The 25,931-nt window shown below is 73.9% G+C and carries 22 protein-coding genes; 10 read left to right on the top strand and 12 right to left on the bottom strand.

Translation table 11 applies throughout. From position 1 onward, the window contains the following. The first annotated feature begins 62 nt into the window (after positions 1-62). Positions 63-281, top strand: coding sequence for a hypothetical protein (locus ASC82_RS12915; protein ID WP_055644201.1), 219 nt, complete (start codon positions 63-65; stop codon positions 279-281). Here ASC82_RS12915 and ASC82_RS12920 read toward each other — a convergent pair. Further along, a complete protein-coding gene (locus ASC82_RS12920; protein WP_056646042.1) occupies positions 260-1,144 on the bottom strand; it encodes a 4-hydroxy-tetrahydrodipicolinate synthase in 885 nt (294 codons plus the stop codon). The two genes, ASC82_RS12915 and ASC82_RS12920, sit on opposite strands and share 22 nt — an antisense overlap. Before the next feature lie 135 nt (positions 1,145-1,279). Here ASC82_RS12920 and ASC82_RS12925 point away from each other — a divergent pair, with 135 nt between their 5' ends. Next, positions 1,280-2,032, top strand: coding sequence for an SDR family NAD(P)-dependent oxidoreductase (locus ASC82_RS12925; RefSeq protein WP_056646048.1), 753 nt, complete (start codon positions 1,280-1,282; stop codon positions 2,030-2,032). Between the two features lie 56 nt (positions 2,033-2,088). On the opposite strand, the gene ASC82_RS12930 is transcribed toward ASC82_RS12925, so the two are convergent. Further along, a complete protein-coding gene (locus ASC82_RS12930; RefSeq protein WP_199862521.1) occupies positions 2,089-2,547 on the bottom strand; it encodes a GNAT family N-acetyltransferase in 459 nt (152 codons plus the stop codon). A gap of 110 nt (positions 2,548-2,657) precedes the next feature. Here ASC82_RS12930 and ASC82_RS12935 point away from each other — a divergent pair, with 110 nt between their 5' ends. Beyond that, positions 2,658-3,371: an antibiotic biosynthesis monooxygenase gene (locus tag ASC82_RS12935; RefSeq protein ID WP_056646053.1), complete on the top strand. Its 714-nt coding sequence runs from the start codon at positions 2,658-2,660 to the stop codon at positions 3,369-3,371. 23 nt (positions 3,372-3,394) lie between these two features. Here ASC82_RS12935 and ASC82_RS12940 read toward each other — a convergent pair whose 3' ends face one another. Beyond that, positions 3,395-5,233: an endonuclease/exonuclease/phosphatase family protein gene (locus ASC82_RS12940; protein WP_056646056.1), complete on the bottom strand. Its 1,839-nt coding sequence runs from the start codon at positions 5,231-5,233 to the stop codon at positions 3,395-3,397. A 228-nt stretch (positions 5,234-5,461) separates the two neighbouring features. On the opposite strand from ASC82_RS12940, the gene ASC82_RS12945 reads away from it, so the two are divergent. The 4 genes from ASC82_RS12945 to ASC82_RS12960 all read left to right on the top strand — a co-directional run bounded on the left by ASC82_RS12945 (position 5,462) and on the right by ASC82_RS12960 (position 10,729). After that, on the top strand, positions 5,462-6,982 hold the full coding sequence (locus ASC82_RS12945; RefSeq protein ID WP_056646059.1) for a hypothetical protein: 1,521 nt from the start codon (positions 5,462-5,464) through the stop codon (positions 6,980-6,982). 301 nt (positions 6,983-7,283) lie between these two features. Then, positions 7,284-8,735, top strand: coding sequence for an alkaline phosphatase PhoX (locus ASC82_RS12950; RefSeq protein ID WP_056646062.1), 1,452 nt, complete (start codon positions 7,284-7,286; stop codon positions 8,733-8,735). A 119-nt stretch (positions 8,736-8,854) separates the two neighbouring features. Continuing rightward, positions 8,855-9,550, top strand: a complete 696-nt coding sequence (locus ASC82_RS12955) for a GntR family transcriptional regulator (RefSeq protein WP_056646065.1) — start codon at positions 8,855-8,857, stop codon at positions 9,548-9,550. Positions 9,551-9,709: 159 nt separating this feature from the next. Then, positions 9,710-10,729, top strand: a complete 1,020-nt coding sequence (locus ASC82_RS12960) for a 1-aminocyclopropane-1-carboxylate deaminase (RefSeq protein WP_056646068.1) — start codon at positions 9,710-9,712, stop codon at positions 10,727-10,729. A 60-nt stretch (positions 10,730-10,789) separates the two neighbouring features. Here ASC82_RS12960 and ASC82_RS12965 read toward each other — a convergent pair whose 3' ends face one another. Both ASC82_RS12965 and ASC82_RS12970 read right to left on the bottom strand, forming a co-directional pair. Next, entirely contained in the window at positions 10,790-12,046 is a 1,257-nt protein-coding gene (locus tag ASC82_RS12965) for a TerD family protein (protein WP_199862522.1), read from the bottom strand. A 36-nt stretch (positions 12,047-12,082) separates the two neighbouring features. Then, positions 12,083-12,322, bottom strand: a complete 240-nt coding sequence (locus ASC82_RS12970; protein ID WP_056646410.1) for a hypothetical protein — start codon at positions 12,320-12,322, stop codon at positions 12,083-12,085. 67 nt (positions 12,323-12,389) lie between these two features. On the opposite strand from ASC82_RS12970, the gene ASC82_RS12975 reads away from it, so the two are divergent. Beyond that, positions 12,390-13,367, top strand: coding sequence for an AraC family transcriptional regulator (locus ASC82_RS12975; RefSeq protein WP_056646074.1), 978 nt, complete (start codon positions 12,390-12,392; stop codon positions 13,365-13,367). Between the two features lie 171 nt (positions 13,368-13,538). Here ASC82_RS12975 and ASC82_RS12980 read toward each other — a convergent pair whose 3' ends face one another. Both ASC82_RS12980 and ASC82_RS12985 read right to left on the bottom strand, forming a co-directional pair. Next, positions 13,539-14,300 (bottom strand): SDR family oxidoreductase, encoded by a 762-nt coding sequence (locus ASC82_RS12980; protein WP_056646076.1) that lies wholly within the window; start codon positions 14,298-14,300, stop codon positions 13,539-13,541. Positions 14,301-14,362: 62 nt separating this feature from the next. Then, on the bottom strand, positions 14,363-15,172 hold the full coding sequence (locus ASC82_RS12985) for an NAD(P)-dependent oxidoreductase (RefSeq protein WP_056646080.1): 810 nt from the start codon (positions 15,170-15,172) through the stop codon (positions 14,363-14,365). A 228-nt stretch (positions 15,173-15,400) separates the two neighbouring features. Between ASC82_RS12985 and ASC82_RS12990 the strand changes: the two genes are divergently transcribed. Continuing rightward, positions 15,401-16,333, top strand: a complete 933-nt coding sequence (locus ASC82_RS12990) for a 5-dehydro-4-deoxyglucarate dehydratase (protein ID WP_056646084.1) — start codon at positions 15,401-15,403, stop codon at positions 16,331-16,333. Between the two features lie 17 nt (positions 16,334-16,350). Further along, positions 16,351-17,484 (top strand): hypothetical protein, encoded by a 1,134-nt coding sequence (locus ASC82_RS12995; protein ID WP_056646413.1) that lies wholly within the window; start codon positions 16,351-16,353, stop codon positions 17,482-17,484. A 165-nt stretch (positions 17,485-17,649) separates the two neighbouring features. Here ASC82_RS12995 and ASC82_RS13000 read toward each other — a convergent pair whose 3' ends face one another. The 5 genes from ASC82_RS13000 to ASC82_RS13020 form a co-directional block, all read right to left on the bottom strand. After that, positions 17,650-18,342, bottom strand: a complete 693-nt coding sequence (locus ASC82_RS13000) for a GntR family transcriptional regulator (RefSeq protein WP_056646088.1) — start codon at positions 18,340-18,342, stop codon at positions 17,650-17,652. Positions 18,343-18,409: 67 nt separating this feature from the next. Then, on the bottom strand, positions 18,410-19,618 hold the full coding sequence (locus tag ASC82_RS13005; RefSeq protein ID WP_056646092.1) for an amidohydrolase: 1,209 nt from the start codon (positions 19,616-19,618) through the stop codon (positions 18,410-18,412). A 114-nt stretch (positions 19,619-19,732) separates the two neighbouring features. Further along, positions 19,733-22,519 carry a SpoIIE family protein phosphatase/ATP-binding protein gene (locus ASC82_RS13010; RefSeq protein ID WP_056646096.1) on the bottom strand — a complete coding sequence of 929 codons (2,787 nt, stop codon included), beginning with the start codon at positions 22,517-22,519 and terminating at the stop codon, positions 19,733-19,735. Next, positions 22,516-24,582 (bottom strand): SpoIIE family protein phosphatase, encoded by a 2,067-nt coding sequence (locus ASC82_RS13015; protein ID WP_056646099.1) that lies wholly within the window; start codon positions 24,580-24,582, stop codon positions 22,516-22,518. The genes ASC82_RS13010 and ASC82_RS13015 overlap by 4 nt, the downstream gene beginning before the upstream one ends. A gap of 120 nt (positions 24,583-24,702) precedes the next feature. After that, positions 24,703-25,911 (bottom strand): MFS transporter, encoded by a 1,209-nt coding sequence (locus tag ASC82_RS13020; protein ID WP_056646102.1) that lies wholly within the window; start codon positions 25,909-25,911, stop codon positions 24,703-24,705. Positions 25,912-25,931 lie beyond the last annotated feature (20 nt).

Genomic DNA, 25,931 nt, shown 5'->3' on the forward strand with positions numbered 1-25,931 from the left:
TGCAGTGACTCTGCGTTAACAGAACGCAGAGTCACTGTATGCAGACAAGGCGAGGAGTCGACATGAGGACGAAGCCCACGGTCGCCGGAGTGCTCACGGCGGTGGCGGTGCTGCTGCCGGCCGGCACGGCCCAGGCGGACGAGACGCACACGCACAACGGCCCGACGGTCACGAACGGCCCCAGCCTCTCGCTCCACACCGGGCAGATCGACGACCCGCTGGAGGACGTCCTGGAGCACGCCGCGATCCTCGGCCGGACCTACACGACCGACTCCGCCTGACGCAGCGCTTCGAGCGCACCCCGCAGCCCGTCGACCGCCTCCCGGTCGGCGGGCTGCAGCGGTTCCCGCACCGGTCCGCCGAGCAGCGCCTTGGCGGTGACCGTGCCGGGCAGTCCCGAGGCCATCATCAGCTCGGCGAGCGGCAGCGTCGCGGCGTTGAGGCGGGCGGCCCCGGCGGTGTCCCCGGCGTCGAAGGCGTCGAGGACCGCGCGCAGCTGACGGGGGGCCACGTTCGCCACCGTACTGACGTAGCCGGCGCCGCCGACCGCGTACAGCGGGAGGTTCAGCTCCTCGCAGCCCGAGTAGTACGCGAGCCCCATCTCCGCGATCAGCCGGGCCGAGGCCAGGAAGTCGTACGAACAGTCCTTCACCGCGACGATCCGCGGGTGCTCGGCGAGCCGCCGCATCGTCGCCGGCTCGACGCGCGTGCCGGTGCGGCCGGGGATGTCGTAGACCATCACGGGCAGCTCCGTCGCGTCCGCGACCTTCAGGAAGTGCGCCTCGACGGCCGCCTGCGGGGGGCGGCTGTAGTACGGGGTGACGACGAGCAGTCCGTCGGCGCCCGCCTTCCCGGCCTGGCGGGCCAGCTCCGCGGTGTGCCCGGTGTCGGCCGTGCCGACGCCCGCGAGGAGGGACGGGCCCGGGCCGATCGCCGCCCGGACGGCGGAGACGAGCGCGGCCTTCTCGGCGTCGGTGGTGGTCGGCGACTCGCCCGTGGTGCCGTTGAGGACGAGGCCGTCGCAGCCCTCCGCGACGAGCCGGGCGGCCAGCTCGCCCGCCCGGTCGAGATCGAGCGCGCCGGAGGGGGAGAAGGGCGTGATCATCGCGCAGAGCGCACGGCCGAAAGGACGTTCAGTACTCATCGGACAAGTCTGTGCGCGGGGGACCGTGAAGGTCTACTTAGATCTGCTTGGTTCGAGTGATAAGCGCTGCTGAAGCATGGTGCCGGTCTGGCATGATCGGCGGGCGCGACAGGGGGACATGGAGAACACCACAGCATGAGCTCACACACCACGACCGAAGAGCGGGTCGCACTCGTCACCGGCTCGTCCTCCGGCATCGGCGCCGCGGTCGCGCGCCGTCTCGCCGAGGCCGGCTACCGGGTCGTCGTCAACTCCGCCCGCTCCGTCGAGGCGGGCGAACGGCTCGCCGCCGAACTGCCCGGCGCCGTCTACCTCCAGGCCGACGTCGCCGACGAGGGCCAGGCGAAGGACCTCGTCGAGCGGGCCGTGGAGGCCCTCGGCCGCCTCGACCTCCTCGTCAACTGCGCGGGCACCACCCGCTTCATCCCGCACGACGACCTGGAAGCCGCCTCGCCCGAGGTCTGGCGCCACCTCTACGACGTCAACGTCATCGGCGTCTGGCAGACCGTCACCGCCGCCGTCCCGCACCTGCGGAAGACCCGCGGCGCCATCGTGAACGTCTCCTCCCAGGCGGGCGTCCGGCCGGGCGGAAGCTCCATCCCGTACGCCGTCTCCAAGGCGGCCGTCAACCACATGACGAAGCTCCTCGCCAAGACCCTCGGCCCCGACGTCCGCGTCAACGCGGTCGCGCCCGGCCTCATCGACACCCCCTGGTTCGACGGGGTCGACGGCGCCGACGCGGCCAAGGCCCATGTGGCCGACGTCGTCCCGCTGCGCCGGGTCGGCCGGGCCGAGGACATCGCCGGGGCCGTCCACGACCTGGCCCACTCCTCGTACATCACCGGCGAGGTGCTCCTGGTGGACGGCGGCGGACACCTGCTCGGCTAGTCAGCCGGTCTTACGGACGGGTGGTCGGCCCGTCACAGGGGTAGTTGGTCGGCCCGTCACAGAGGCAGCTTGAAGCCGTCGTGGCTGCGCGCGAAACCCAGCGAGGCGTAGAAGCGGTGGGCCTCCGTCCGCTGCTTGTCGCTGGTCAGCTGGACGAGCGCGCAGCCGCGCGCCCGCGCCCGCGCCACGGCCCGCTCCATCAGCTCCCGCCCGAGGCCGCCGCCGCGCCGGTCGGCCCTGATCCGTACCGCCTCGATCAGGGCCCGCTCGGCGCCTCCCTTGCCGAGCCCCGGGATGTACGTGATCTGGAGGCAGCCCAGGACCCGTTCGCCGTCCGTCAGGACCAGCATCTCGTTGCGCGGATCGGCCTCGATGTCGGCGAAGGCCCGCTCGTACGCCTCGGTGACGGTGATCGAGGCCGGGTCCACGACCGTGTTCTCGTCGGCCAGGAGCGCGAGGACGGCGGGGAGTTCGGCACGGGTGGCGGGGCGGAGGGTCAGGTCGCGCAGGATCATGGCGCGAAGTCTCGCACGGGGAAGGGGGTTGACCTCAACCTTGGTTGAGGGAGGACGGTGGAGCCATCCGAGGAACCCCCCGAGGAATCCCCGAGGACCAGGAGACCTTCATGAACGCCGTCGCCCACCCCGATGCCCGCCCCGACCTCCACCGCCCCGGAGTCGGCGCCGTCCTCGTCAGCACCTGGCGGGTCGGCACCCCCGAGCGACAGCAGGCCGCCGTCGACGCCATCCGCAAGGCCTGGGAGAGCCGGGAATGGCCCGACCTCGGGCTGCTCTCGTACAGCGTCTACGCCGGAACCGACGGGGACACGCTGCTGCACTACTCGCAGTGGACCGCCGAGCAGGCCTACGAGGACTTCGTCCGCACCTACCGCGACGACCGGAACGCCGAGATCGACGCCGCCGTGCCCGGCATCGAGCGGGTGGAGCTCCGCCGCTACGCGCCGATCCACCGGTCCGCCGTCCGCCCCGGGAGGGACACGGGCGAGCTGCCCGGGATCGTCGTGATCGTCGAGGCCGACTTCGGCGGGCCGGAAGCGGGCAGCCGGGAGGAGTGGGTGGACACCGTGTTCACCGCCATGGACGAGGACACGGCGATGCGGCCGGGGTCCGGCGGGGTCGGTGCCCACTTCCATCTGACCACCGACGGCGGCCGGGTCCTCAACTACGCCGAGTGGGAGAGCGAGCAGGCCCATGTGGAGTGGCTGGCGGACGACGCCCGGCAGAGCGAGGCCTGGACGCGGGTGCGCCACTACCCGGGGCTCGTGGGCGGCCGGGTGAAGCGGTACACGCCCGCGCTCAGCCTGAGCGCGGGCGTGTGAGCGGGTCGCCGGGACCCGGGTGACTACGGGCGGAAGCGGACGACCTGCGGGTCGTGGTCGCTGTCCTGGTCGGCGAACTCGGCGTTGATGTGGACGCTGTCGTACTCGAAGTGGTGCACGCCGGGGCTGGTCAGGATCTGGTCGAGGACCTGGCTGTTGCCCTGGTAGACGTACGAGTACCGCTCGCCGCGCGGCAGCGACTTCACCGCCGGGTACAGCGCGCCGCCGTCCGTCAGCGCGTTCGTGGTCCCGGAGAACTCGAAGTCGTTGATGTCGCCGACGACGAGGACGTCGGCCTGCTTCTCGACGGCGACGATGTCCTTCACGAAGGCGTTGACGGCCTGCGCCTGGAGCAGTCGCTTCGCCTCGGAGGAACGGTTCGGCGGCTGGTGGTGCGAGACGATCGACTCGTCGCCGCCCTTCGAGCCGAAGTGGTTGGCGATCACGAAGACCGTGCGGCCGCGGAAGACGAACTCGCCCGCGAGCGGCTTGCGGCTGCTCTCCCAGGCGGTGTTCGCCGGGTCGATCCGGCCCGGGGACACCGTCAGGGCGGCGCGGCCCTTGGTGCCCGTCACGCCGGTGGCGGAGGTCGCGTCGGTCGCCGCGCGGTCCGTGAAGGAGACCCGCTCGGGGTTGAAGAGGAAGACCTGACGGATGTTGCCGCCGGGCTCGCCGCCGTCCTTGTTGTTCTCCGGGTCGACGGAGCGCCACTCGTACGCCGGGCCGCCGGCCGCGACGATCGCGTCCGTGAACTTCTTGACCGTCTGGTCGGCGGCGACCGTGCCGTCGTTCTTCGCGCCGTTGTTGTCCTGGATCTCCTCCAGGGCGAGGATGTCGGGCGAGGCGAGGTTGTCGACGACCGCCTTCGCGAGGGCGTCGAACTTCTCCTGCGGGTCGCTCGGGTCGAGGTTCTCGACGTTGTACGTCGCCACGGCCAGCTCGTTCTTGTGCTGCTTGTCCGTGGACTCGCGCTCCAGGCCGCGGTCCTCGACCGTGACCGGGGTCCGCGCGGTCAGCGTGTAGCCGCCGAACTGGTTGAAGTCGAGCGGGCCCTCGGTCGTGCCCGTCAGCCGGTCGCCCACGTTCGCCTTCGGGAAGGGCTGCTGGGCGAGCGGGGTCAGCGACTGGATCTGGAGCCGGCCGGTGTTCTGCGACTCGTACGAGCCGTAGACCGTGCCGCCGCGCCAGTTGCGGTTCTCGAACGGCTTGACCGTCACCCACAGCTCCGCGTACGGGTCGGTGGCGCCGACCACCCGCGAGGAGCCGATGCGGACGTTGGTGCCCTCCAGGGACTCGTAGTAGTCCAGGGCGTACGTCTCCGGGTCCAGCGTCAGGCCGTTGATCGAGCCGGCGGCGGCCGCGTCGCCCTCCGGGGCGTACTCGTCCGGGACGGACCAGGCGGAGATCGTCACCGGGGCCGGGAGCGCGTTGCCCTGCGAGACCACCGTGACGACCGGCTTGGAGAGCTGCGTCAGCGACTGGTTGCCGGAGTTCAGGCCGCCCGGGACGTACTCGGTGACCGTGCCGTTCAGGCTGACCGCGTCGCCGACGGCGACGGTGGGGACCGAGCTGGTGAAGACGAACAGGCCCTCGCTGGTCGCCGGGTTCGCGTCGGCCTCGGGGTCCTGGATCCAGAAACCGCGCGAGCCGTAGGTGCGGACGCCCGTGACGATGCCCGTGACACCGGTGACCTGCTTGCCCACGAGCGGGGAGACGCGGGTCGTGCCCTGGATGTCGTGGATGCGGACGCCGGCGGCGCCGTCCTCGGCCACGGCGCTCGTCGAACCGGCGAGCAGACCGGCGGCGAGGGCGGCGGAGACGACGGCGGAGACGACGGCGTATCTCGGTATGGAGGAAGGCATCAGGGCTCCGGAGGGTGCTTGGAGGATCGGCAGATGGATCTACGCGCGTCAATCTCTTGTGAGAGGGGCGAACTTGTCAAGAGTCGACGGGTGTACGAAGGCTGACGGATCCGTGAACCGGCGGACGTCCTCCCGGATGCGTCTACGCTGAGTACCGCTCTTTCCCCGCCTTCCCCGCACTTCCCCCACCCCCGTCCCACCCCCGTACGCGTCGAGGAGACACCCCACATGTCAGCGGAGCAGCCCACCCTTCCCCCCGTTCGGCTTCCCGCGGACGCGGAGCTGGCGCGGGACGCCCTGGCCGCGCCCCTCCTCGCCCGCGCCGTGCGGCTCGCCCGCTGGGCCGGACCCGACACGCGGGTCGGCGCGGGCGGCGAGCTCGTCGACGAGCAACTCCCGGACGCCGTCGAGGTCCTGGGCCTCACCGTCACGGCCGACGGGACGGACGGGGCCGGCGGCTCCGATGGCGAGTCCTTCGAGGGCACCGAGGCCTTCGAGGAAGCCGTCGAGGAGGCCGAGATCCTGGCCGCCGACGCCTGGCGGCTCGCCGTCGACACCGGCCTCGTGACCGTCGAGGACGGCGCGGACGACGAGACCCCCGGCGGGGCGGGGCCCGGCGACAACCTGGCGCTGCTCACCGCCGGTTCGCCCCAGGACGTCCTCGCGATCTGGCTGGACGGCTTCGACGCCGTCTTCGCCGACGCGGTCGTGCCCGTCCTCGACGACCTGGAGACCCTCGTCGGCGAGGACGGCGAGATCGACCTGGAGTCGCTGGACTGGGACCCCGAGATGGAGGGCGAGTTCCTCGAGGGCGTGCTCGGCAACCTTTACCTGCTGACCGTCAGCGAAGGCGGCCCCGGCGACGGTCCCGTGCCGCTGCCCGCGCTCGCCGCGTCGATGGTCGTCCCCGACGACATGGGCGAACCGACCGACGACGTCCTGGAGCAGGTCTCGGACGCGATGATGCGGCTCGACGAGCAGTTCCGCCTGCTGGAGGCCATCGGGCTCGTCGAGTACCAGCCCGTCGACGAGGCCCTGATGGCCGAGGAGGGCGAGGAGCCCGCAGCACCGCTCGACGACGAGGACGTCTCGCGGTACGGCATGGTCCGGCTCACCACCCTCGGGCTCTACGGCGTCCGGGCCCGGATGCTCGACGCCGGCGTGGACGCGCCCGCCGTCGGCGACCTCGCCGACAAGGGCGCCGACGCGCTCCTCGGCGGGATCGCCGGCTACCCGGAGGCCGCCGCGCGCGCCGAGACCGCCGCGTGGCTCTCCGGCCGCGACGTCGTGACCGCGGCGCGGGAGCTGCTGCACGCGGCCCGGGGCACCGACGCGGGCTCGCCGCTCCGCCGGCTCCACTGCCAGCAGGCGCTCGCGCTCGTGGGCACCGAGGCGGAGCCCGCGGTCCGCGAGGTCCTGGACGACGCGGAACTCGGCGGCCTGGCGCGGGTCTGGCTCGTGGAGCGGGGCGCGGCGGACGTGCCCGCCCCCTCGGAGTCGATGATCTTCTGGCTGGCGATCGACACGATCGCGGCGCAGCTCGACGCGGACGGCGACCTGGAGGAGCTCCAGGAGCTGATCGAGGGGCTCACCGGCCGGTACAGCGGATTCTTCGAGGCGGCGTGGCGGGTGGATCACCCGGCGACGGCGGAGGTCCTGGAGGCGATGGGCCGGCTGCACCGGGACAAGACGGCGGCGAAGGAGGCCCGCAAGTCGGCCTTCAAGGCCCGCTCGCGCTCGGGGTCCTGAGCCGCCCCGATCCGTCCTGAGTGAGCCGGCCTGGGCTGCTCTGAGTTCGTCCTGGGCCGGCTCCGAGCCGCCCTGAGTCTCCCTGGGCCGCTCTGGACCGCTCTGGGGCGTTCCGCCCCCTCCCGAACCCCTGTCCGGAAATCTCCCCTGGATCTTGACGGCACTCCGCACCCGTGGTCTCTTCGGCCGGTTCCCGACCGCATGTCGACCGGTGGGCGTTCCCGCCGTGTTCAGCCCCCGTTCGCGGGGGTGCGGGAGGGTGACCCGCGAGATCCGGCCGTCACAGGGAGACCCGTACACCATGCCGCTCAACCGCAGGGAGTTCACCAAGCAGTCCGCCGTCGCCGGTGCGGGGCTCGCCCTCACCGGCGTCGTCGGTGCCCTCGCCACCGCGCCCGAGGCGCTCGCGTCCGACGAGCCGGAGGCGTACGGAGCCGGGCGCGGCGAGGGCCGGGGGCAGGGCCACGAGCACGGGCACGCGCTCGGGTACGGGCCGCTCGTCGCCGACCCCGAGGGGATCCTCGCCCTGCCCGCCGGGTTCTCGTACCGCGTCGTCACGCACAGCGGCGTCACGCGCCTGGAGAGCGGCGAGTTCACGCCCTCCAACCACGACGGCACCGCGGCCTTCGCCGGCCCGCGCGGCGCCACGTACCTCGTCAACAACCACGAGCTCTACGGTCCCCGCGCGAACTGGCCCCACCCCGTCCCGCTGACCGAGGGCCTCGTCTACGACCCGGCCGCCCCCGGCGGCTGCACCGTCGTCGAGGTGCACCGCGACGGCACCGTCGCCGAGTGGGTCGGCCTCGCCGGCACCTCCACCAACTGCGCGGGCGGCAGCACCGCCTGGGGCACCTGGCTCACCGGCGAGGAGAACTCCGACCTCGCGGGCGTCAACGGCATGACCAAGGACCACGGCTACATCTTCGAGGTCGACCCGCGCGACCGGCGCGCCAACCTCGCGCCGAAGCCGATCAAGGCCTTCGGCCGCTACGACCACGAAGCCGTCGTCATCGACCCCAAGCGCGGCCACGCCTACCTCACCGAGGACGCCGCGCTGCCCTTCGGCCTGTTCTTCCGCTGGACGCCGCCGAAGGGCTTCGAGCACGGGCGCGGCAAGCTCCGCACGCTCGCCGACGACGCCGGTGTGCTCCAGGCCTTCAAGTGCACGGACTCCGGCGGCCGTTTCGTCGACGACCTCTCCCGCGCCACCCGGATCGGCACCGTCTACGGCGTGGACTGGGTCGACGTCCCCGACCGCGACGCCCGCACCGTCCCCGTCCGCAAGCAGTTCGGCCCCGGCCGGATCACCCGCGGCTGCAAGCTGGAGGGCATGTGGTGGGCCGACGGCGGCGCGTACGTCGTCTCCTCCTTCGCGCGCACGGAGTGGACCCCCGGGCCCTCGCACGACGGCCAGGTCTGGTTCTACGACCCCCGACGCCGGACCCTCACCCTCAAGGTGCTGCTCGGCGTGAACGAGACACCGGGTGAGGACGGCGCCTACGACGGTCCCGACAACATCACCGTCTCCCCGTACGGCGGGATCGTCATCGCCGAGGACGGCCGCGGCGTGCAGCACCTCTTCGGTGCCACCGACTCCGGCCGGACGTACCCGATCGCCCGCAACGACTTCAACGACAGCGAGTTCACGGGGGTCTGCTTCTCACCTGACGGCGAAACGCTGTTCGCCAACCTCCAGACTCCGGGCATCATGGTGGCGATCACCGGCCCCTGGCGCCGCCAGCCCCGCCGCTGAACCACCGGCCGGACCGGTGGGGGTGCCCGCCGGTCCGCCGAGGTGCCCGGCAGGCCCTCCCGGGTCTGCCCCTCTGACCCCTGGTCAGGTCCATGGACTGACATCTAACATGTCAGTCCATGGATGTACTGCGGCCCGTGGGGCGGACCCTTCTGCGCGACCGGGCGTACGAGGCACTGCGCGAGGCCATTGTGCGCGGCGACCTCGCCGCCGGCGCCCCTCTGAAGGACGCCGACCTCGCCGACCTCCTCGGGCTCTCGCGCGCGCCCGTGCGCGAGGCCCTGGCCCGGCTCTGCGACGAGGGGCTCGTCGAGACCAAACCGCAGAGCTACACCCGGGTCACCCGACCGGTCAGCCGGGTCGTCCGCGACGCCGCCTCCGTCGTCCGCGTGATGCACGAACTCGCCGCCCGCACCGGCGTACCGCTGCTCGGCCCCGAGGGTGTCCGGGCCATGCGCGAGGCCAACGAGCGGTTCGCGGCGGCCGTCCGCGCCTCCGACGTCGAGGCCGCCCTCCGCGCCGACGACGACCTCCACCAGGTCCTCGTCGTCGCCAGCGGCAACCACGCGGCCGCCGCCACCATCGCGCGCTACACCCCGCTGATCCGCCGCGTCGAGCGGCGGCTCTTCGGCGACTCCGGCAGCTGCGGATCGGCCGAGCTGCACGCCCGGCTGATCGACGCGTGCGCGAGCGGGGACGCGGAGGCGGCGGTCCGGATCACCACCGAGATCTGGGCGGCCCTCGAACAACTCGCGGACGACGCCGTCGAGGTGGCCGAGGTCACCGGCATCCCGGCGCCCCAGGCCGACACCTAGGGCGTGTTGCGAAAGTCCCGCCTGCCTGGCGACGCCTGGCACGCACGCTCGCCGCGTTGTCGGGATCACCCCGATACATCCAGTATCGGGGCGACCCTCCGCCTTGMCGACGCCACTTTCGAAACACGCCCTAGCAGCCCTCACCCACCGGGAGCCGTTTTGCCGATCACCGATTTCGCACGCTACCCGCTCCTCTTCGGACCCTCCCCGGTCCACCCCCTCGAACGGCTCAGCCACCACCTCGGCGGCGCCACCCTCTGGGCCAAGCGCGAGGACTGCAACTCCGGCGTCGCGTACGGCGGGAACAAGACCCGCAAGCTGGAGTACCTGGTCGCCGACGCCCTCGCCCAGGGCTGCGACACCCTCGTCTCCATCGGCGGGGTCCAGTCCAACCACACCCGCCAGGTCGCCGCCGTCGCCGCCCGCGCCGGGCTGCGCTGCGTCCTCGTGCAGGAGAGCTGGGTCGACTGGCCGGACCCCGTCTACGACAAGGTCGGCAACATCCTGATCAGCCGCCTCGCCGGCGCCGACGTGCGCCTCGTGCGGGCGGGCTTCGGCATCGGCTTCAAGGAGAGCTGGGAGCAGGCCCTGCGGGAGGTCGAGGAGGGCGGCGGGAAGCCGTACGCGATCCCGGCGGGCGCCTCCGACCACCCGCTCGGCGGTCTCGGCTTCGCGAACTGGGCGTACGAGGTGGCCGAGCAGGAGCGCGAGCTCGGCGTCTTCTTCGACACGGTGGTCGTCTGCTCGGTGACCGGCTCCACCCAGGCCGGGATGGTCGCCGGCTTCGCCGCGCTCGCCGAGGAGGGCGGACCGGCCCGCCGGATCGTCGGCATCGACGCCTCGGCGAAGCCCGGCCCGACGCACGAGCAGATCACCCGGATCGCCCGGGACACCGCCGCCCTCATCGGCGTCGAGCGCGAGGTGACGGCGGCCGACGTCGAGCTGGACGAGCGCTACCACGCCGGGGTGTACGGCCTCCCGGACGAGGCCACCCTCGACGCAATGCGGCTCGCCGCCCGCACCGAGGGCATGATCACCGACCCGGTGTACGAGGGGAAGTCGATGGCGGGCCTGGTCGACCTGGTGGAGCGGGGAGAGATCGGCCGGGACTCGACCGTTCTCTACGCCCACCTCGGCGGCCAGCCCGCCCTCAACGGCTACAGCGCCCTGTTCTCGTAAGGGTTCTCGTAAGGGTTCCCGTCAGGGTTCTCGTAGCGGCGCGGGAGGAAAGCCCGCTGCTCAGAGCGACTGGGCGGCGGGCTTCACCATGCCCCGGACCGTCCGCGACTTCACGAACTCGCCCATCGCCGTCATCTCCCACTCGCCGGTGAACTGCTTGATCAGCTTGGCCATCATCACGCCGGTCTGCGGCTCGGCGGTGGTGAGGTCGAAGCGGACCAGCTCCTCGCCGGTCGCGGCGTCCATCAGCCGGCAGTAGGCCTTGGCGACCTCGGTGAACTTCTGGCCGGAGAAGGAGTTGACCGTGAAGACCAGGCCGGTGGCGTCGGCGGGCAGCCGGCCGAGGTCGACGACGATCACCTCGTCGTCGCCCGCGCCCTCGCCCGTGAGGTTGTCGCCGGAGTGCTTGATCGAGCCGTTGAGGATGGACAGCTTGCCGAAGTAGCAGCTGTCCAGGTGGTTGCGCTGCGGCCCGTACGCGATGACGGAGGCGTCCAGGTCGATGTCCTTGCCGCGGTAGGCGGGCTCCCAGCCCAGGCCCATCTTGACCTGGGAGAGCAGCGGCCGACCGCCCTTGACCAGGGACACCGTCTGGTTCTTCTGGAGGCTCACCCGGCCCTTGTCGAGGTTGATCTTGCCGCTGGGGGCGGGAGCCGGGGGAGCGGACGGGGTGGTGGCCGCGATCCGGGGGTCCACCGGGGCGACGGGCGGCGCCGGCGGGACAGGGGGCGCCACCGGCGGCGCGACGGGGGCGGGCGGGGCGACGGGGGCGGACGCGACCGGCGCGGCCGCGGCCGGGGCGGCGGCGGCGGGCTCGTCGTCCACGGAGACGCCGAAGTCCGTCGCGATGCCGGCCAGACCGTTCGCGTAGCCCTGGCCCACGGCGCGGGCCTTCCACGCGCCGTTGCGCAGGTAGATCTCGACGACGACCAAAGCGGTCTCGGTGGCGAGCTGCGGCGGGGTGAAGGTGGCGAGGACGCTGCCGTCGTCCGCGTTGCGCACGGTCGCCGTGGGCTCGATGCCCTGGAAGGTCTGGCCCGGGGCGTCGGGGCTCGCCGTGACGACGATCCTCTCGATGCCGGCCGGGAGCGCGCCCGTGTCCACCACGATCGCGTCGGGCGCGGTGCCGCCGCCGGAGCGGTAGGTCACACCGGGCCCGGCGGGCTGGTTGTAGAAGATGAAGTCGTCGTCCGAGCGCACCTTGCCGTTGGCGCCGAGCAGCAGGCCCGAGACGTCGAGCCGCACCGGGGCGGCGACGTCCACCGCCACGCGCGCGGCGGTGAGAGGGATGTTCGAGCCGGGGGTCATAGCGGTCATGCCAGGGGTAACGATCCGGACGGCTTTGCCGTTCCCTTACCCTCGCCCGGTTCGGCCACCTTGGTTACGCGGATGGTTCCTGGCCTGCCGTTCGTTGCCGAAGCGGTAAGCGCCCGTCCACCGGGCCATGACCAGCTGGGCGTCACCCGACTCCACCTCCGCGAGGAACTTCTCGGCCCGCCCGCCGCGCAGCACGCCCGCGGCGCGTCCGTGGTGGGTGAGGACGACGGAGCCGTCGCGGCGGCGCTCGTAGGTGAATCCCTGGGGTCTCGGCATGCCGGGCATCCTGCCTTTCCCGGTCCGATCCGTCATACGAATATTCTTTTGCATACTCTTTCGGCCCATGGGTGCAGTGGATGGGAGTTCGTTCCGCACGGGGGACGTCGACGAGGCGCGCGAGGAGCTCGACGCGCGCTACTACGCGAACCGGATGGACGTCGTCGACCGGGAGCGGCGGCCCTTCGCGGCGCGGTTCGACACCGTCGCGCTCGGGCCGCTGGTCATAGGGGACCTGAGCTGCGGGGCCGACGTGCGGATGAGCTTCGGGGAGCTCGGCGCGTACCACCTGAACGCGCCGCTCAGCGGCCGGATGGAGATGCGCCAGGGCAGCGGGCCCCCGGTCGTCGCGACGGCCACCGAGGCGCTGCTGCTCGACCCGGCGGGGGACACCTTCCTCGACCGCTGGACCGGGGACTGCCGGACCCTCTCGGTGAAGATCGGCGCGGCCGAGCTGCGCGACCGCCTGGAGCGGCTGCTCGGCCGCCCCGCGAGCGGCCCGCTCGCCTTCGCGCCCCGTCTGGACATCACGCGCGGCCCCGGCCTGAGCTGGGTCCGCTTCGCCCGCCAGGTCGCCTTCGAGGCGCTCGCGGGGGAGGGGCTCGCCCGGCACGAGCTGGTCGCGCGGCCGCTCCAGGAGGCGCTGCTCAACGGCCTGCTCCTGGCCGCGGAGCACCCCTGGCGCGAGGCGCTCGCCCACCCGGGGGAGGCGCGCCGCCCGGCCCCCGTCAAGCGCGCGATGGACGCGGTGCGGGAGCGCCCGGAGCACCCGTTCACGACGACCGAACTCGCGGCCCTGGCCCGGGTGAGCGTGCGCCGCCTCCAGGAGTCCTTCCGGGAGTACGTGGGGATGTCGCCGATGGCGTACGTGCGCGAGGTCCGCCTCGACCGGGTCCGCGAGGAGCTGCGCGCGGCCGCGCCGGACGAGGTCACCGTGAGCGAGGTGGCCTGGCGCTGGGGCTTCGCCCACCAGGGCCGGTTCGCCGCCCGCTACCGGGAGAAGTACGGCGAGTCCCCGTCCCATACCCTGCGCGCGTCCGGCTGAGGGGCGGACCGGCGAGCGGGCCGCGCAATCCGGACAGAGGCCGCGTTCCGCGGCTCGCGATGATCTTCGTCGCCACTTAACGTGGACATGTCCGGTCTGCCAGCGCGCACCGTGACCCGGGCCCCGGCCGGCTCCCCCGTATAAGTCCGGCCGGGTCCTGCGTATCCCTGCTCAGGCCAGACCGCCGTTGCTCATCAGCAACTGGCCGTTGATCCACTGCCCCTCGGGCGAGCAGAGGAAGTCCACCAGATGTGCGGTGTCCCGCGGGGTGCCGAGGCGCCCGAGCGGGGTCTGCCGGACCATCTCCTCCCGCAGCTCCTCCGTCATCCAGCCCGTGTCCACGGGGCCCGGATTCACGACGTTGGCGGTGACCCCGAGGTGGGCGAGCTCGCGCGCGGCGGCCAGGGTGATGCGGTCCAGGGCGCCCTTGCTCGCGCCGTAGGGAAGGTTCCCCACGGTGTGGTCGCTGGTCAGGGCGACGATCCGGCCGGAGCCGGGGGGACCGGCGAAGCGCCGGCCGTACTCCCGGATCAGCAGCCACGAGGCGCGGGTGTTGACGGCGAAGTGGCGGTCGAAGCTCTCCACCGTCGTGTCGAGCAGTCCGGAGTCGACGGACTCGCAGTGGCACATGACGAGGGCGGTGACCGGGCGCCCGAGTCCCTCCTCGGCGGCGTCGAAGACGCGCGCGGGGGCCTCGGGGTCGGCGAGGTCGGCCTCGACGGCGAGGGCGGTCGCGCCCCGGTCGGCGAGGTCCCGGGTGATCGCCTCGACGGCTTTCGCTTCGACGCCCCAGGGCATGCGCAGGTCGTAGGGGGTCCAGTAGGTGAGGGCGAGGTCCCAGCCGGACTCCGCGAGGCGGTGGGCGATGCCCGCGCCGATGCCGACGGTACGGCCGACTCCGGTCACCAGGGCGAGGGGTCGGGGGCTGGGCACGGCGGCCCTCCTTCCGTTCGGTTTCGCGGCGGCCTCGGGGCTGCCGGTGCATGTCTACCGGCTCAGTGCGGCCAGCGCGGCGGGTTTACGCAGAAGTGGCCGCCCAGGTAGAGGTCGTCGGCGCTGCCCTTCTCGGGGAGGCCCCGGGCGGCGATCAGCTTCTCCGCGTGGACCTCCGAGTCGTCCTGCGGGTCGTAGCCGAGCGCCCGGGCCGTGGAGAGGTCCCACCAGGCGCGGGTGTTGGCGGAGGAGCCGTAGGCGACCGTGTGGGCCACGCCCTCGGCGGTGAGCGTGGCGTGCAGGAGGCGGGCGCAGTCCGCAGGGCTGAGCCACATGGAGAGCATCCGCACCGAGGTGGGCTCGGGGAAGCAGGAGCCGATGCGTACGGAGACCGTCTCGATGCCGTGCAGGTCCCAGTAGAGCTGGGCCAGGTCCTCGCCGAAGCACTTGGAGAGGCCGTAGAAGGTGTCGGGGCGGTGCGGGGTGTCGACGGGGATCAGCGGTTCGCCCTCGCGCGGCTGCCGGGTGAAGCCGACGGCGTGGTTGCTGGAGGCGAACACCACGCGTCGGACGCCCTCCTCGCGGGCGGCCTCGTAGAGGTTGTACGTCCCGGCGATGTTGGCTGCCACGATCTTCTCGAAGTCGGCCTCCAGGGAGATGCCCGCCAGGTGCACGATCGCGTCCACGCCCCGGACCGCCTCGCGCAGCGCCGCACGGTCCGCGAGGTCGGCGACGATCGCGTTCGGCTCCCCCCGCACGGGGACGACGTCCAGGAGGCGGAGCTCGTAGCCGTACGGGGGCAGCAGCTCCCGCATCAGCGTGCCGACGCCGCCGGCGGCGCCGGTGAGGAGGACGGTGCGGGGTGCGGACATGGAGTGGTTCTCCTCCGTCGAGTGCCATCGCCGAGTGCCATGGGGCTGGGTGTCGTTCACAACCGTGGACACGCTAGGGAGCCGCCCGACGGAGCGTCAAGAGGGTGCGATAAGGCGCGTCTTCTCCTTGACCGGCGCTTCCGGGCTGTTCTAGCGTGCGGGACGTCGGTGTTCAAGAATATGGATGACAGTCAGAACTGTGCACGACGGACTTCCCTGGGAGCGACCGTGACCACTGCCCCGCTCGCCGGCCGGCTCGACGGCCTGCTCTTCTTCCCCGTCACCGCCTTCGCGCCCGACGGCTCCCTCGACCTCGACGCCTTCCGCGCCCACGTCCGCGCGGGCGTCGACGCGGGCGCGGCCGCCGTGTTCGCCTGCTGCGGCACGGGCGAGTTCCACGCCCTCACCCCGGAGGAGTTCCGGATCTGCGTCGCCGCCGCCGTCGAGGAGACCGCCGGCCGCGTCCCCGTCGTCGCCGGAGCCGGCTACGGCACCGCGCTCGCGATCCAGTACGCGCGGCTCGCCGAGGAGGCCGGCGCCGACGGACTCCTCGCCATGCCCCCGTACCTCGTCGTGGCCGACCAGGCCGGGCTCCTGCGCCACTACACCGAACTCGCGGCCGCCACCTCGCTCGACGTGATCGTCTACCAGCGGGACAACGCGATCCTCACCCCCGCGACCGCCGTCGCCCTCGCCCGCACCGACGGCGTCATCGGCATCAAGGACGGCCTCGGCGACCTCGACCTCATGCAGCGCATCGTCAGCGCCGTCCGCGCCGAGGGCCTCGACCTGCTCTACTTCAACGGCCTGCCGACCGCCGAACTCACCTGCGCCGCCTACCGGGGCATCGGCGTCACCCTCTACTCCTCCGCCGTTTTCTGCTTCGCCCCCGACCTCGCCCTCGCCTTCCACCGCGCCCTCGCCACCGGTGACGACGACACCGTGAACCTGCTCGTCGACGGCTTCTACCGGCCCCTCGTCGAACTCCGCTCCCAGGGCCGGGGATACGCCGTCTCGCTCGTCAAGGCGGCCGTACGGATGGGAGGCCTGGACGTCGGAGAGGTACGACCGCCGCTGAGCGAGCCCGCCCCCGAACACCTCGCGGAACTCGCCCGCCTCGTCGAGCGCGGCCGCGCCCTCCTCAAGGAGGCCGGGGCGTGAGCGCCGGGGGGACGGGCCTGCGAGCCGGCGCCTTCCTCTACCCCTGGGACGTCGACGGCGACCCCGCCGCGCCCGCACTCCTCGCGGAGCTCGGCATCGCGCAGGTCACCCTCGCCGCCGCCTACCACTCCACCCGGGCGCTCAGCCCCCGCCACCCGGCCCACCGGATCGTCACCGCCGAGCACGCCGCCGTGCTCTACCCGCCGGACCCGGACCGCTGGGCCGGCCGCGCGCTCCGCCCGTACCCGGCGGGGGAGTGGGCCCCCGGCGACTCCTACGGCCGGGCCGCCGAGGCCCTCGCCGGCACCGGCCTCGACGTCCACAGCTGGGTCGTCCTCGCCCACAACTCCCGGCTCGGCGCCGAACACCCCGAGACCTCCGTCGTCAACGCCTACGGCGACCGCTACCCCTGGGCCCCCTGCGTCGCCCGCCCCGACGTCCGCGCCCACCTCGTCGACCTCGCGGCCGAGGCCGCCGTCCGCCCCGGCGCGGCCGGCACCGAGCTGGAGTCCTGCGGCTGGTACGGCCTCGCCCATCTGCACGCCCACGACAAGACCTCCGGAGTCCCGCTCGGCGAGCGCGAGCAGCTCCTGATGTCCCTCTGCTTCTGCCCCTCCTGCCGCGAGGGGTACGGGAACGGGGGCGCCGACCCCGACGAACTGGCCGCCGCCGTCCGCCACGCCCTCGCACCCGTCTGGTCCGGCACCGGCCCGGCGCGCGGACTCGGCGACCTGGAGGCCCCCGCCCTGGCCTGGCGCGCCGCGACCGCCCGCTCCTTCCAGGAGGCCGCCGTGGCCGCCGTACGGGCCGCAGCCCCGCCCGGCTTCCGCGTCCTGCTGCACGCCGACCCCGACCCGTACCGCTGCGGCGCCGACGCCGGCACGGACCCGGCGCACGTCCTCGCCCTCGCGGACGGCGTGGTCGCCCGCCCCCCGAAGCTCGCCGCCTTCGCGGCCCACGCCCGCCCCGGCACCGTCCTCGCGGCCAACCTCTCCGTCGTCACCGGCATGGGCGGCGCCCCCGCACACCTGGCCCACGATGCCGAACGGGCCCGCGACGAGGGCGCCACCGAACTCCGGCTCTACCACGCGGGACTGGCCTCGGACGGCGACCTGGAGGCGGTTCGCACGGCCCTGCGGAAGGTGGGCTAGAGGGTTCGGGTGTTCTGCGCGCAGGCGGCGCAGGGCCGGCGCGTAGCCGACGCCGCGACCAGTGCGGGAAGGGCCGACAGGGGCGTCAGGGAGGTGACCCGGTCGGGGTTCGGCCGCGAGACGCTGCCGCTCGCGGTGACATCCGCGCACAGCGGCCGAGCCGGGTCAACCGGCCTGGTTCCGCCGGTCGTTCAGCAGCCGCAGGGCCGAGGCGCGGGTGGCCGCGACGTGGGCGCGGGCCAGGGACTCCGCGACGGCCTCGTCGCGGTCGCGGATCGCCTCGTACAGCCGCTCGTGGGCGCCGCACATCGGTTCGCCGTCCGACACGGCCGAGGTGAGCCGGAAGAGGCGGCGCAGGCGGGAGTCGAGCGGGGCCATCAGCTCCACCAGGAGCGGATTGCCGGAGAGCCCGACGACGGCCCGGTGGAAGTCGGCGTTGAGCGAGACGGCCTCACGGAGGCGGCCGGACTCCGCCGCCGCCCTCGCCCGGGCGAGGAGCTCCTCCAGGGCGCGGAGCTCCTGCTCGCCCGCGTGCCGCGCGGCGAGGCGGGCCGCCAGGCCCTCCAGGTTCTCCCGTACGTCGAAGAGGTGCTCGGCGTCCTCCGGTCCGAACTCCGTCACCACCGAGCCCCGGCGCGGCCGCACCGAGAGGAAGCCCTCCGCTTCGAGGCGCTGCATCGCCTCCCGCACCGGCACCCGGGAGACCCGCAGCTCCTCGGCGATCTCCCGCTCCACGAGCCGCGTCCCCGCCGGGAACTCCGCCTCGATGATCCGCTCGCGCAGCTCCTCGTAGACCCGCTCCCGCAGGGACCGGGGGGTGTCCCCGGCGGGTGGGGCGGCGGGGCGGGGGCTCGTCATGGGGAGGGCTCCAGGGGTTGGGGGGGCGAGTCTCGATCCTCGCAGACCTCGCAGACCTCGCGGGCCGTCAGACCAGGCGTCCGTCCCTCGCCACCACCCGGCCCGCGCGGACCACCAGGTCGCGGCGCGGCTGGTCGACCACCACCTGCGGCAGGCACTCGCCGTCCACGAGCATGAAGTCGGCGGGGGAGCCCGTGCGGAGGTCCGCCTCCGGGAGGCCGAGGAGCTCCGCGCCCCCGTCGGCCGCGAGCCGGAAGCAGGCCTCCAGTTCCTCGTCGAGCCGCGCGTCCAGGGCCCAGGCGGCGAGCCAGGCGCGGTGCAGCATGTCCGCGTTGCCGAACGGGCTCCAGCTGTCCCGGACCCCGTCCGAGCCGAGCCCGACCCGTACCCCGCGCTCCGCGAGCCGCCGGAACGGCAGGATCGTCGTCACCGACAGGGCGACCGTGGTGAGGGAGATCCCCGCCTCGGCGAGCAGGTCCGCCGTCTCGTCCAGCTCCCGCTCGGTCAGGCCGGCGACCGCGAAGGCGTGCGCGACGCTCACCCGGCCCTGGAGGCCGAGGGCGCGGGTGCGGGCGGCGATGTCCCGCAGCGGGACGAGGCGGCCCTGCTCGCCCCGGTCGTGGAGGTGGATGTCGAGCCCGAGGCCGTGCTTCTCCGCGAGGGCGAAGACCGTGCCGAGCTGGTCGCCCTCCCGGTCCCCTTCCGTGTCGAAGCCGGCCGGGTCGATGCCGCCGATGTGGCTGACGAGACCGCTCGCGGCGGCCTCCGCCAGGAGCTCGGCCGCCCCCGGGGTGCGGACCACCCCGTGCTGCGGGAAGGCGACGAGCTCCACGTCGACGATCCCGGCCAGCTTCCGGGCCGCCTCGGCGACCCCCTCGATCCCGGACAGGCCGTAGGCCGGGGCCACGTCCGCGTGGGCGCGCATCGCCCGGGTGCCGTGGGCCGCCGCGTGGGACATCAGCCGCAGCGCCCGCTCGGCCACCGGGGTCGGGAGCGCGCGGGCGAGTTCCACGTCCCCGGTGACGTACTCGGCGATGCCGTGCGCCGGCCGCCTGCTGTGCCAGGGCTCTCCCCAGGACGTCTTGTCGGGGTGGATGTGCGCGTCGACCAGGGTCGGCAGGGCCAGCCGGCCGCCCCCGTCGACCCGCTCGACGTCCGCCCCCGGCGGGACCTCGTCCACGAGCAGCCCGTCCACGGCGATCAGCTCGCGGACCGGGCCCCCGAAGGGCCGTACGTCGTGGAACACGGTCGCGGTACGGAGCGGCGGCGGGGTCACGGGGTCTCCTTGAGGGCGAGGCGGGGCGGGGCGAGGGGCGCGGCTGATTGGTATACCAGTCATTGGTATACCACGGACCCCCGGAAGGTCCCCCCTCCTCACCAGGCCCTTCCCTCACCAGGCCAGGTCCTCCAGCGCGTCCAGGTCCGGCACCACCGCCGCCGTCGGCTCCGCGTCCGTGTCGTCCGCCCGCAGCTCGGCCCAGATCGTCTTGCCGCGCCGGGCGTACCTGGTGCCCCAGCGCTCCGCGTACTGCGCCACCAGATACAGCCCGCGCCCGCCCTCGTCGGTCGTCGTCGCGTGCCGCAGGTGCGGCGACGTGCTGCTGCCGTCCGAGACCTCGCAGATCAGCGTGCGGTCGTGGAGGAGCCGCACCCGGACCGGATCGGCGCCGTACCGCACCGCGTTCGTGATCAGCTCGCTGAGGATCAGCTCCGCCGTGAACGCGAGCCCGTCGAGCCCCCACTCCGACAGCTTCGCCGCCGCCGCGTTCCGTACGGGCGAGACCGCCGACGGGTCCCGCGCCACCTCCCACTCCGCGATCCGCTCCGGGGCGAGCAGCCGGGTCTGCGCCACGAGCAGCGCGATGTCGTCGCGCGGCGAGGGCGAGAGCAGCGTCGCCAGGACGTCCGCGCAGGTCTGCTCCGGGCTCCGGTCCGGGCGCGCGAGCGTGGACCCCAGCAGCGTGAGCCCCGTGTCCAGGTCCCGCCCCCGGTCCTCCAGGAGCCCGTCGGTGAAGAGCACCAGCTTGCTCCCCTCCGGCAGCCGCAGCTCCGTCGTCTCGAACGGCACGTCGCCCAGACCGAGCCCGAGCGGCAGCCCCGGGGACAGCTCCGGGAACTCGACCCGGCCGTCCGGGTCCACGAGCGCCGGTCCCGGATGTCCCGCGCTCGCCACCGTGCACCGCCCGGAAGCCGGGTCGTAGATCGCGTACAGACAGGTCGCGCCCGTGATGCCCTCGTCCCGCCGCCGCCCCTCGGCGTCCGGGCCCTCGCTCTCCCGGTGGTCGATCCGGCCCGTCAGCTCGTCGAGATGGCCGAGGAGCTCGTCCGGCGGCACGTCGAGCGTCGAGAAGTTGTGCACGGCCGTCCGCAGCCGGCCCATCGTGGCCGCCGCGTGCAGCCCGTGCCCCACCACGTCCCCCACGACCAGCGCCACCCGCGCCCCCGGCAGCGGGATCACGTCGAACCAGTCGCCGCCCACCCCCGCCTTCGCCGGGAGGTAGCGGTACGCCACGTCCACCGCGCTCTGGTCCGGCAGCACCCTCGGCAGCAGACTCCGCTGGAGCGTCACCGCCATCGCGTGCTCCCGAGTGAACCGGCGGGCGTTGTCGATCGCCACCGCCGCCCGCGCCGCCAGCTCCTCCGCGAACGACAGGTCCTCCTCGCCGAACGGCTCCGGGGTGTCCGCGCGCCAGAAGTTGGCCATCCCGAGGACCACCCCACGGGCCAGCAGTGGCACCGTGAGCAGCGAGTGCATCCCGTACGCGAGGGCCTGCGCGGCCCCCTCCGGGTCCTGCGCCCGCCAGCCCTCCGCCGAGGCCAGCTCCGCCTGCGCCACCGCGTGCCCCGCGGTCAGCGCCCTCGCCATGGGCGTGCTGGGCACGTCGAAGCGGACGGTGTCCCCGACGGGCTGGAGCGGCTGGTCCGGCCGCAGCCCGCTCAGCGCCGTCCGCCGCATCTCCGTCGTCATGGCCGCGTCCTCCGGGGGCTCCTCCCCGCGCAGCACCGGTTCGAGGAGCTCCACCGTCGTGAAGTCGGCGAACCGCGGCACCGCCACCTCCGCCAGCTCCTCCGCGGTCCGTACGACCTCCAGCGTCGTCCCGATCCGCACCCCCGCCTCGTACAGCAGCTGGAGCCGGCCGCGGGCCACCGCCGCCCGGCCGGTCACGGCGGCCAGCTCGGTGGTGTCCCGCATCGTCATGACGCTGCCGGACTCGGCGCCGGCGGTGAGGGTGGGGCGCACGCTCACCGCGAGCAGCCGGTCGCCCGCCCGGTGCACCTCGTCGGTGGCGGCCCGCCCGGACGTGAGGAGTTCGACCGTACGGGGATCGAGGCCGAGCTCCGAGACGTGCCGCCGCTCCGCGTCCGCCGTGAGGCCGAGCAGCCGGCGGGCCTCGTCGTTGGCGAGCAGCAGCCGGTGGTCGGGGCCCACGATGACGACCCCTTCGCGCACGGCGTGCAGGACCGCCTCGTGGTGCTCCTTCATCCGGGTCATCTCGGCGGGACCCAGGCCGTGCGTCTGCCGCCGCAGCCGCCTGCTCACCAGGCCCGCCCCGCCCACGGCGAGCGCCAGCGCGCCGACCGCCGCGCCGGCGAGCAGCGGCAGCCGCCCCTGCACCGCGTCCGTGATGCTCTCCACCTCGATGCCGCTGCTGACCAGGCCCACGGTCCGGCCCTGGTCGTCCACCACGGGGACCACGGCCCGTACCGCGTCGTTCGGCGCGCCCCGGAAGAGCTCCGTGAAGGAATCGCCGTCCACCGTGGCACGCGAGAGGTCCCCGATGGCCTTGCGGCCGATCAGCTCCGGGTCCGAGTCCGTGTACCGCACCCCGGCGGGGCTCAGGACCGCGATGAAGTCGACGCCCGTCGCCCGGCGGGCGGCCTCGGCCCGGTTCTGGAGCGCCGCCGTCGGATCCGGCGAGGTCAGCGCGTCGTCGACGCCCGGCGCGTGCGCGAAGGCCTCCGCGACGGCGAGCGAGCGGATCCGGGCGTCCCGCTCGGTGTCCCGCTGCGCCTGGTGGAAGATGACGAAGACCGCCGCCGCGATCACCAGGAGGGCGATCAGCGCCTCCAGGGCGAACACCTGGCCCGCGACGCTCCGCAGCCCCGTCCGGCCGTCCTTGCCGTCCTTGCGACCGTCCCGGCCTTCCCGGCCCGGCCGGCCCGCCCGCGCGTTCATGCCGTGCTCCGGGCGACGAGCAGCGCCACGTCGTCCTGTGCGCCCGGCCGCCGCAACGCCTGCAGCAGCATGTCGCAGGTCTCCTCCAAGGACCCGCGCGCCTTGTCGAGCAGGCCCACGAGCACCGCGAGCCGGTCGTCGATCGCCTCGTCGCGGGTCTCGACGAGCCCGTCCGTGTAGAGCACGAGAACGTCCCCGGGGCGGAAGGGGACCCGGGCCGTACGGAAGGTGCCGCCGCCCACTCCCAGCGGTACGCCGGTCGAGAGCCGCACCAGCTCGGCCGGGCCCTCCGCCGGGATCCGTACGGGCGGCAGATGGCCCGCGTTCGCGATCCGGATCCGGCCCAGGCGCGGGTCGTGCACGGCGAAGAGACAGGTCGCGATGTAGTGCTCAAGACCCGCGGTGATCCGGTCCAGATGCCGGAGCACCTGCGCCGGCGACAGGTCGAGATCCGCGAACGCGCAGGTGGCCGTCCGCAGCCGCCCCATCGTCGCCGCCGCGTCGATCCCGCTGCCCATCACGTCCCCCACGACGAGCGCGGTCTTGTCGTCGGGCAGGGCGATCACGTCGTACCAGTCGCCGCCGACCTCGCTCGACGCCTGCGCCGGCTGGTAGCGGGCGGCGACCTCCAGCCCCGCCCGCTCCGGCGGCTTGCCCGGCAGCAGGCTGCGCTGGAGCGTCACCGCCGAGTTCCGCACGCTCTGGTACCAGCGGGCGTTGTCGATGCTGACCGCCGCCCGGGCCGCGAGCTCCGTCGCGAGGAGCACGTCGTCGCCGTCGAAGGGCAGCGGATTGCGGTCCCGCTTGAGGTCGAGCGCGCCGAGCACCTCCCCGCGCGCGATCAGCGGCACCGCCAGGTAGGAGTGGACCCCGGCCCGCCGGAGCTGCTCCGCCGCCTCGGGACTCCGCGCGATCCGGGACAGGTCACCGGGGGCGACGTGCGCGACCAGGACCGGAAGGCCGGTGTGCACGCAGCGGGTGACGAGCCGGTCCGCCCCGTACATCGCCACCGCCCCCGGCGGGTCCGCGGCCGGCAGCGCCTCCGTCGGGCCCGAGGCCTTCACCGCGAGCGCGCGGAAGAGCTCCGGGCCCGCCTCGGGAGCGCCGGGCCTGCGCAGCGCCAGGACGGAGTCGAGGACGTCGACGGCCGCGACGTCCGCGAGCTCCGGCACCACGACCCCGGCCAGTTCGGCGGCCGTCCGGTCCACCTCCAGGGTGGTGCCGACCCGCGCCGAGGCGTCCGCGACGAGCGCGAGCCGCCGCCGCGACCGGTCCGCCTCCGCGTCCGCGTCGTGCCGCTCGGTCACGTCGATCACCGAGGCCGCGACCCCCAGGACCCGGCCCTCGGGCCCGTCCAGGCGGTAGAAGGACACCGACCAGGCGTGCTCGTGCTCGGGGTCCGCTGGGGTCCGCCCGGACGTCGGGTGGTCGAGCAGGGGCGTGCCCGTGGCGAGGACCGTGCGCAGCGCCGCCTCCAGCTCCACCGCGTCGACCCGCGGCAGCATGTCGGCGATCCGCCGGCCGATGTGCAGCGCGGCCGGGACGCCGTTGATCCGCTCCAGGGCCGGGTTCACGAGGACGTACCGCAGGTCGGTGTCGAGGACGGCGAGACCGATCGGCGACTGGGAGACCAGCCGGTCGGAGAGGGCGAGGCCGGTCTCGACCCGTTCGACGACGGCGCGGTCGGCGGCGATCCCCAGCGCGAACAGCCCGCCCAGGTCGTCGGTGAGCCGCATGTTCCGGAACTCGACGGCGCGGGTGCTGCCGTCCTTGAGCCGTACGGGGAAGGTGCCCGCCCAGGTCGTGCCGCCGTGCAGCACCTCGCCGAAGAGGCGCATCGCCTCCTCGCGGTGCTCGGCGTCGACGATCAGCTGCGCCACGTACCGGCCGAGGGCCTCGTCCGCGCGGTAGCCGAAGAGGGCCTCCGACTGGGGGCTCCACAGCACGATGCGGCCGCGTGCGTCGACGACGACGGCGGCGACCCCGAGGACGTCGAGGAGTCCCTTGCCGTCGAACGGCACACCCGCCCGCCCCGCCGTCTCCGGGAAGGAACCGGCCGTCACACTGCCCTCCTCCCGCCGCGCCTCCCTCCATGCTCCCCGCCCCCTGCCCGCCCCGCACTGCGAGCCCGCCGGCCGGGTCCTCGCCGAGGCCCCCGCCCCGCTGTCCGCTCACGCCCTCGCTCAGGTCTCCGTCCCGGCCCCTGCCCGAGCCTCCGCCGGGTCTCCGCTCCGGCCCTCGCCCCGCCCCGCGCCCCTGAGCGCGAGTCCGGCGGCCCAGACCGTGCCCGCCACCGCCAGGACCGGCAGCAGGACCCGGACGTCGACCACCGCGACCAGGCCGGCACCGAGCGCGATGGCCAGCGCGTTCGGGGCGAAGATCAGGGTGTTCGCGGTCGCCGCCACCCGGCCCACCGCCTCCGCCGGGGCCTCCCGCTGGACCGCCGTCATCGTGGCGACGAGGACCCACGGCAGCCCCAGGCCGATCACCGCGCTCGCCGCCAGGGCCGTCGCCCCGTACGGCAGCGCCCGCACGCCCACCGCCACCGCGAACAGCACGAGTCCGGCGGCGGCGAGCACCCGCTCCGGGACCCGGCGCAGCAGCGGGCCCGTGAGCAGGCCCGCGAGGACCGAGCCCGCGCCCTGGACCGCGTACAGCACACCGGCGTACGCGGGGGAGCGCCCGAGCCCGCTGTCCACGACCGCGTAGATCGCCGCCCCGTTCACCCCGGCGAGCAGCATCGCGAACCCGCCCGTCGCCACCAGCGGCCGCAGCACGGACGAGGACCGCAGCAGCCGTACGCCTTCTGCCGTCTCCCGCCACCAGTGCCGCTTCGATGCCCGCGCGGGGCGCTCCTCCCGGACCGGCATCAGCGCGAACAGCGCCGCCGCGAGCGCGAAGCTCGCCGCGTCGAGGAGGGCGACCGGGCCGCCCCCGTAGCGTGCGAAGAGCCCCGCGGCCACGAGCGGGGCGATGAGCTTCATCGACTCGTTCGCGGTCATCCGGAGCCCGTTGAAGGTGCCGAGCCGCCGCGCGTCGAGCGTCGTTGCCACGAGCGCCTGCTCGGCGGCCTCGTGGACGGCTCCCTGGGCGCCGTACAGCACGAGCACCGCGAACAGCAGCCAGACCCGGTCCGCCGACTCCACCCACAGGAGCACGGGCAGCAGGAGCGCCATCGCGGTGTTCAGGACGACGAGGAGGGGCCGCCGCCGCACCCGGTCCGCGAGCGTGCCGAGCAGCGGCCCGAGGAGGACGGGCGCCCACAGGGCGAAGGCGGCGAGCGCCGCCAGACTGTCCGAACCCGTGAGGGACTTGACCCAGATCCCGGAGACCAGCCACATGGCCGTCGTACCGAATCCGGACACGACGATGCCTGTCAGATACCAACGCATGGCCGGATCCTGACCTCTGA

The organism is Streptomyces sp. Root431 (assembly GCF_001426585.1).
Classification (GTDB): domain Bacteria; phylum Actinomycetota; class Actinomycetes; order Streptomycetales; family Streptomycetaceae; genus Streptomyces; species Streptomyces stackebrandtii.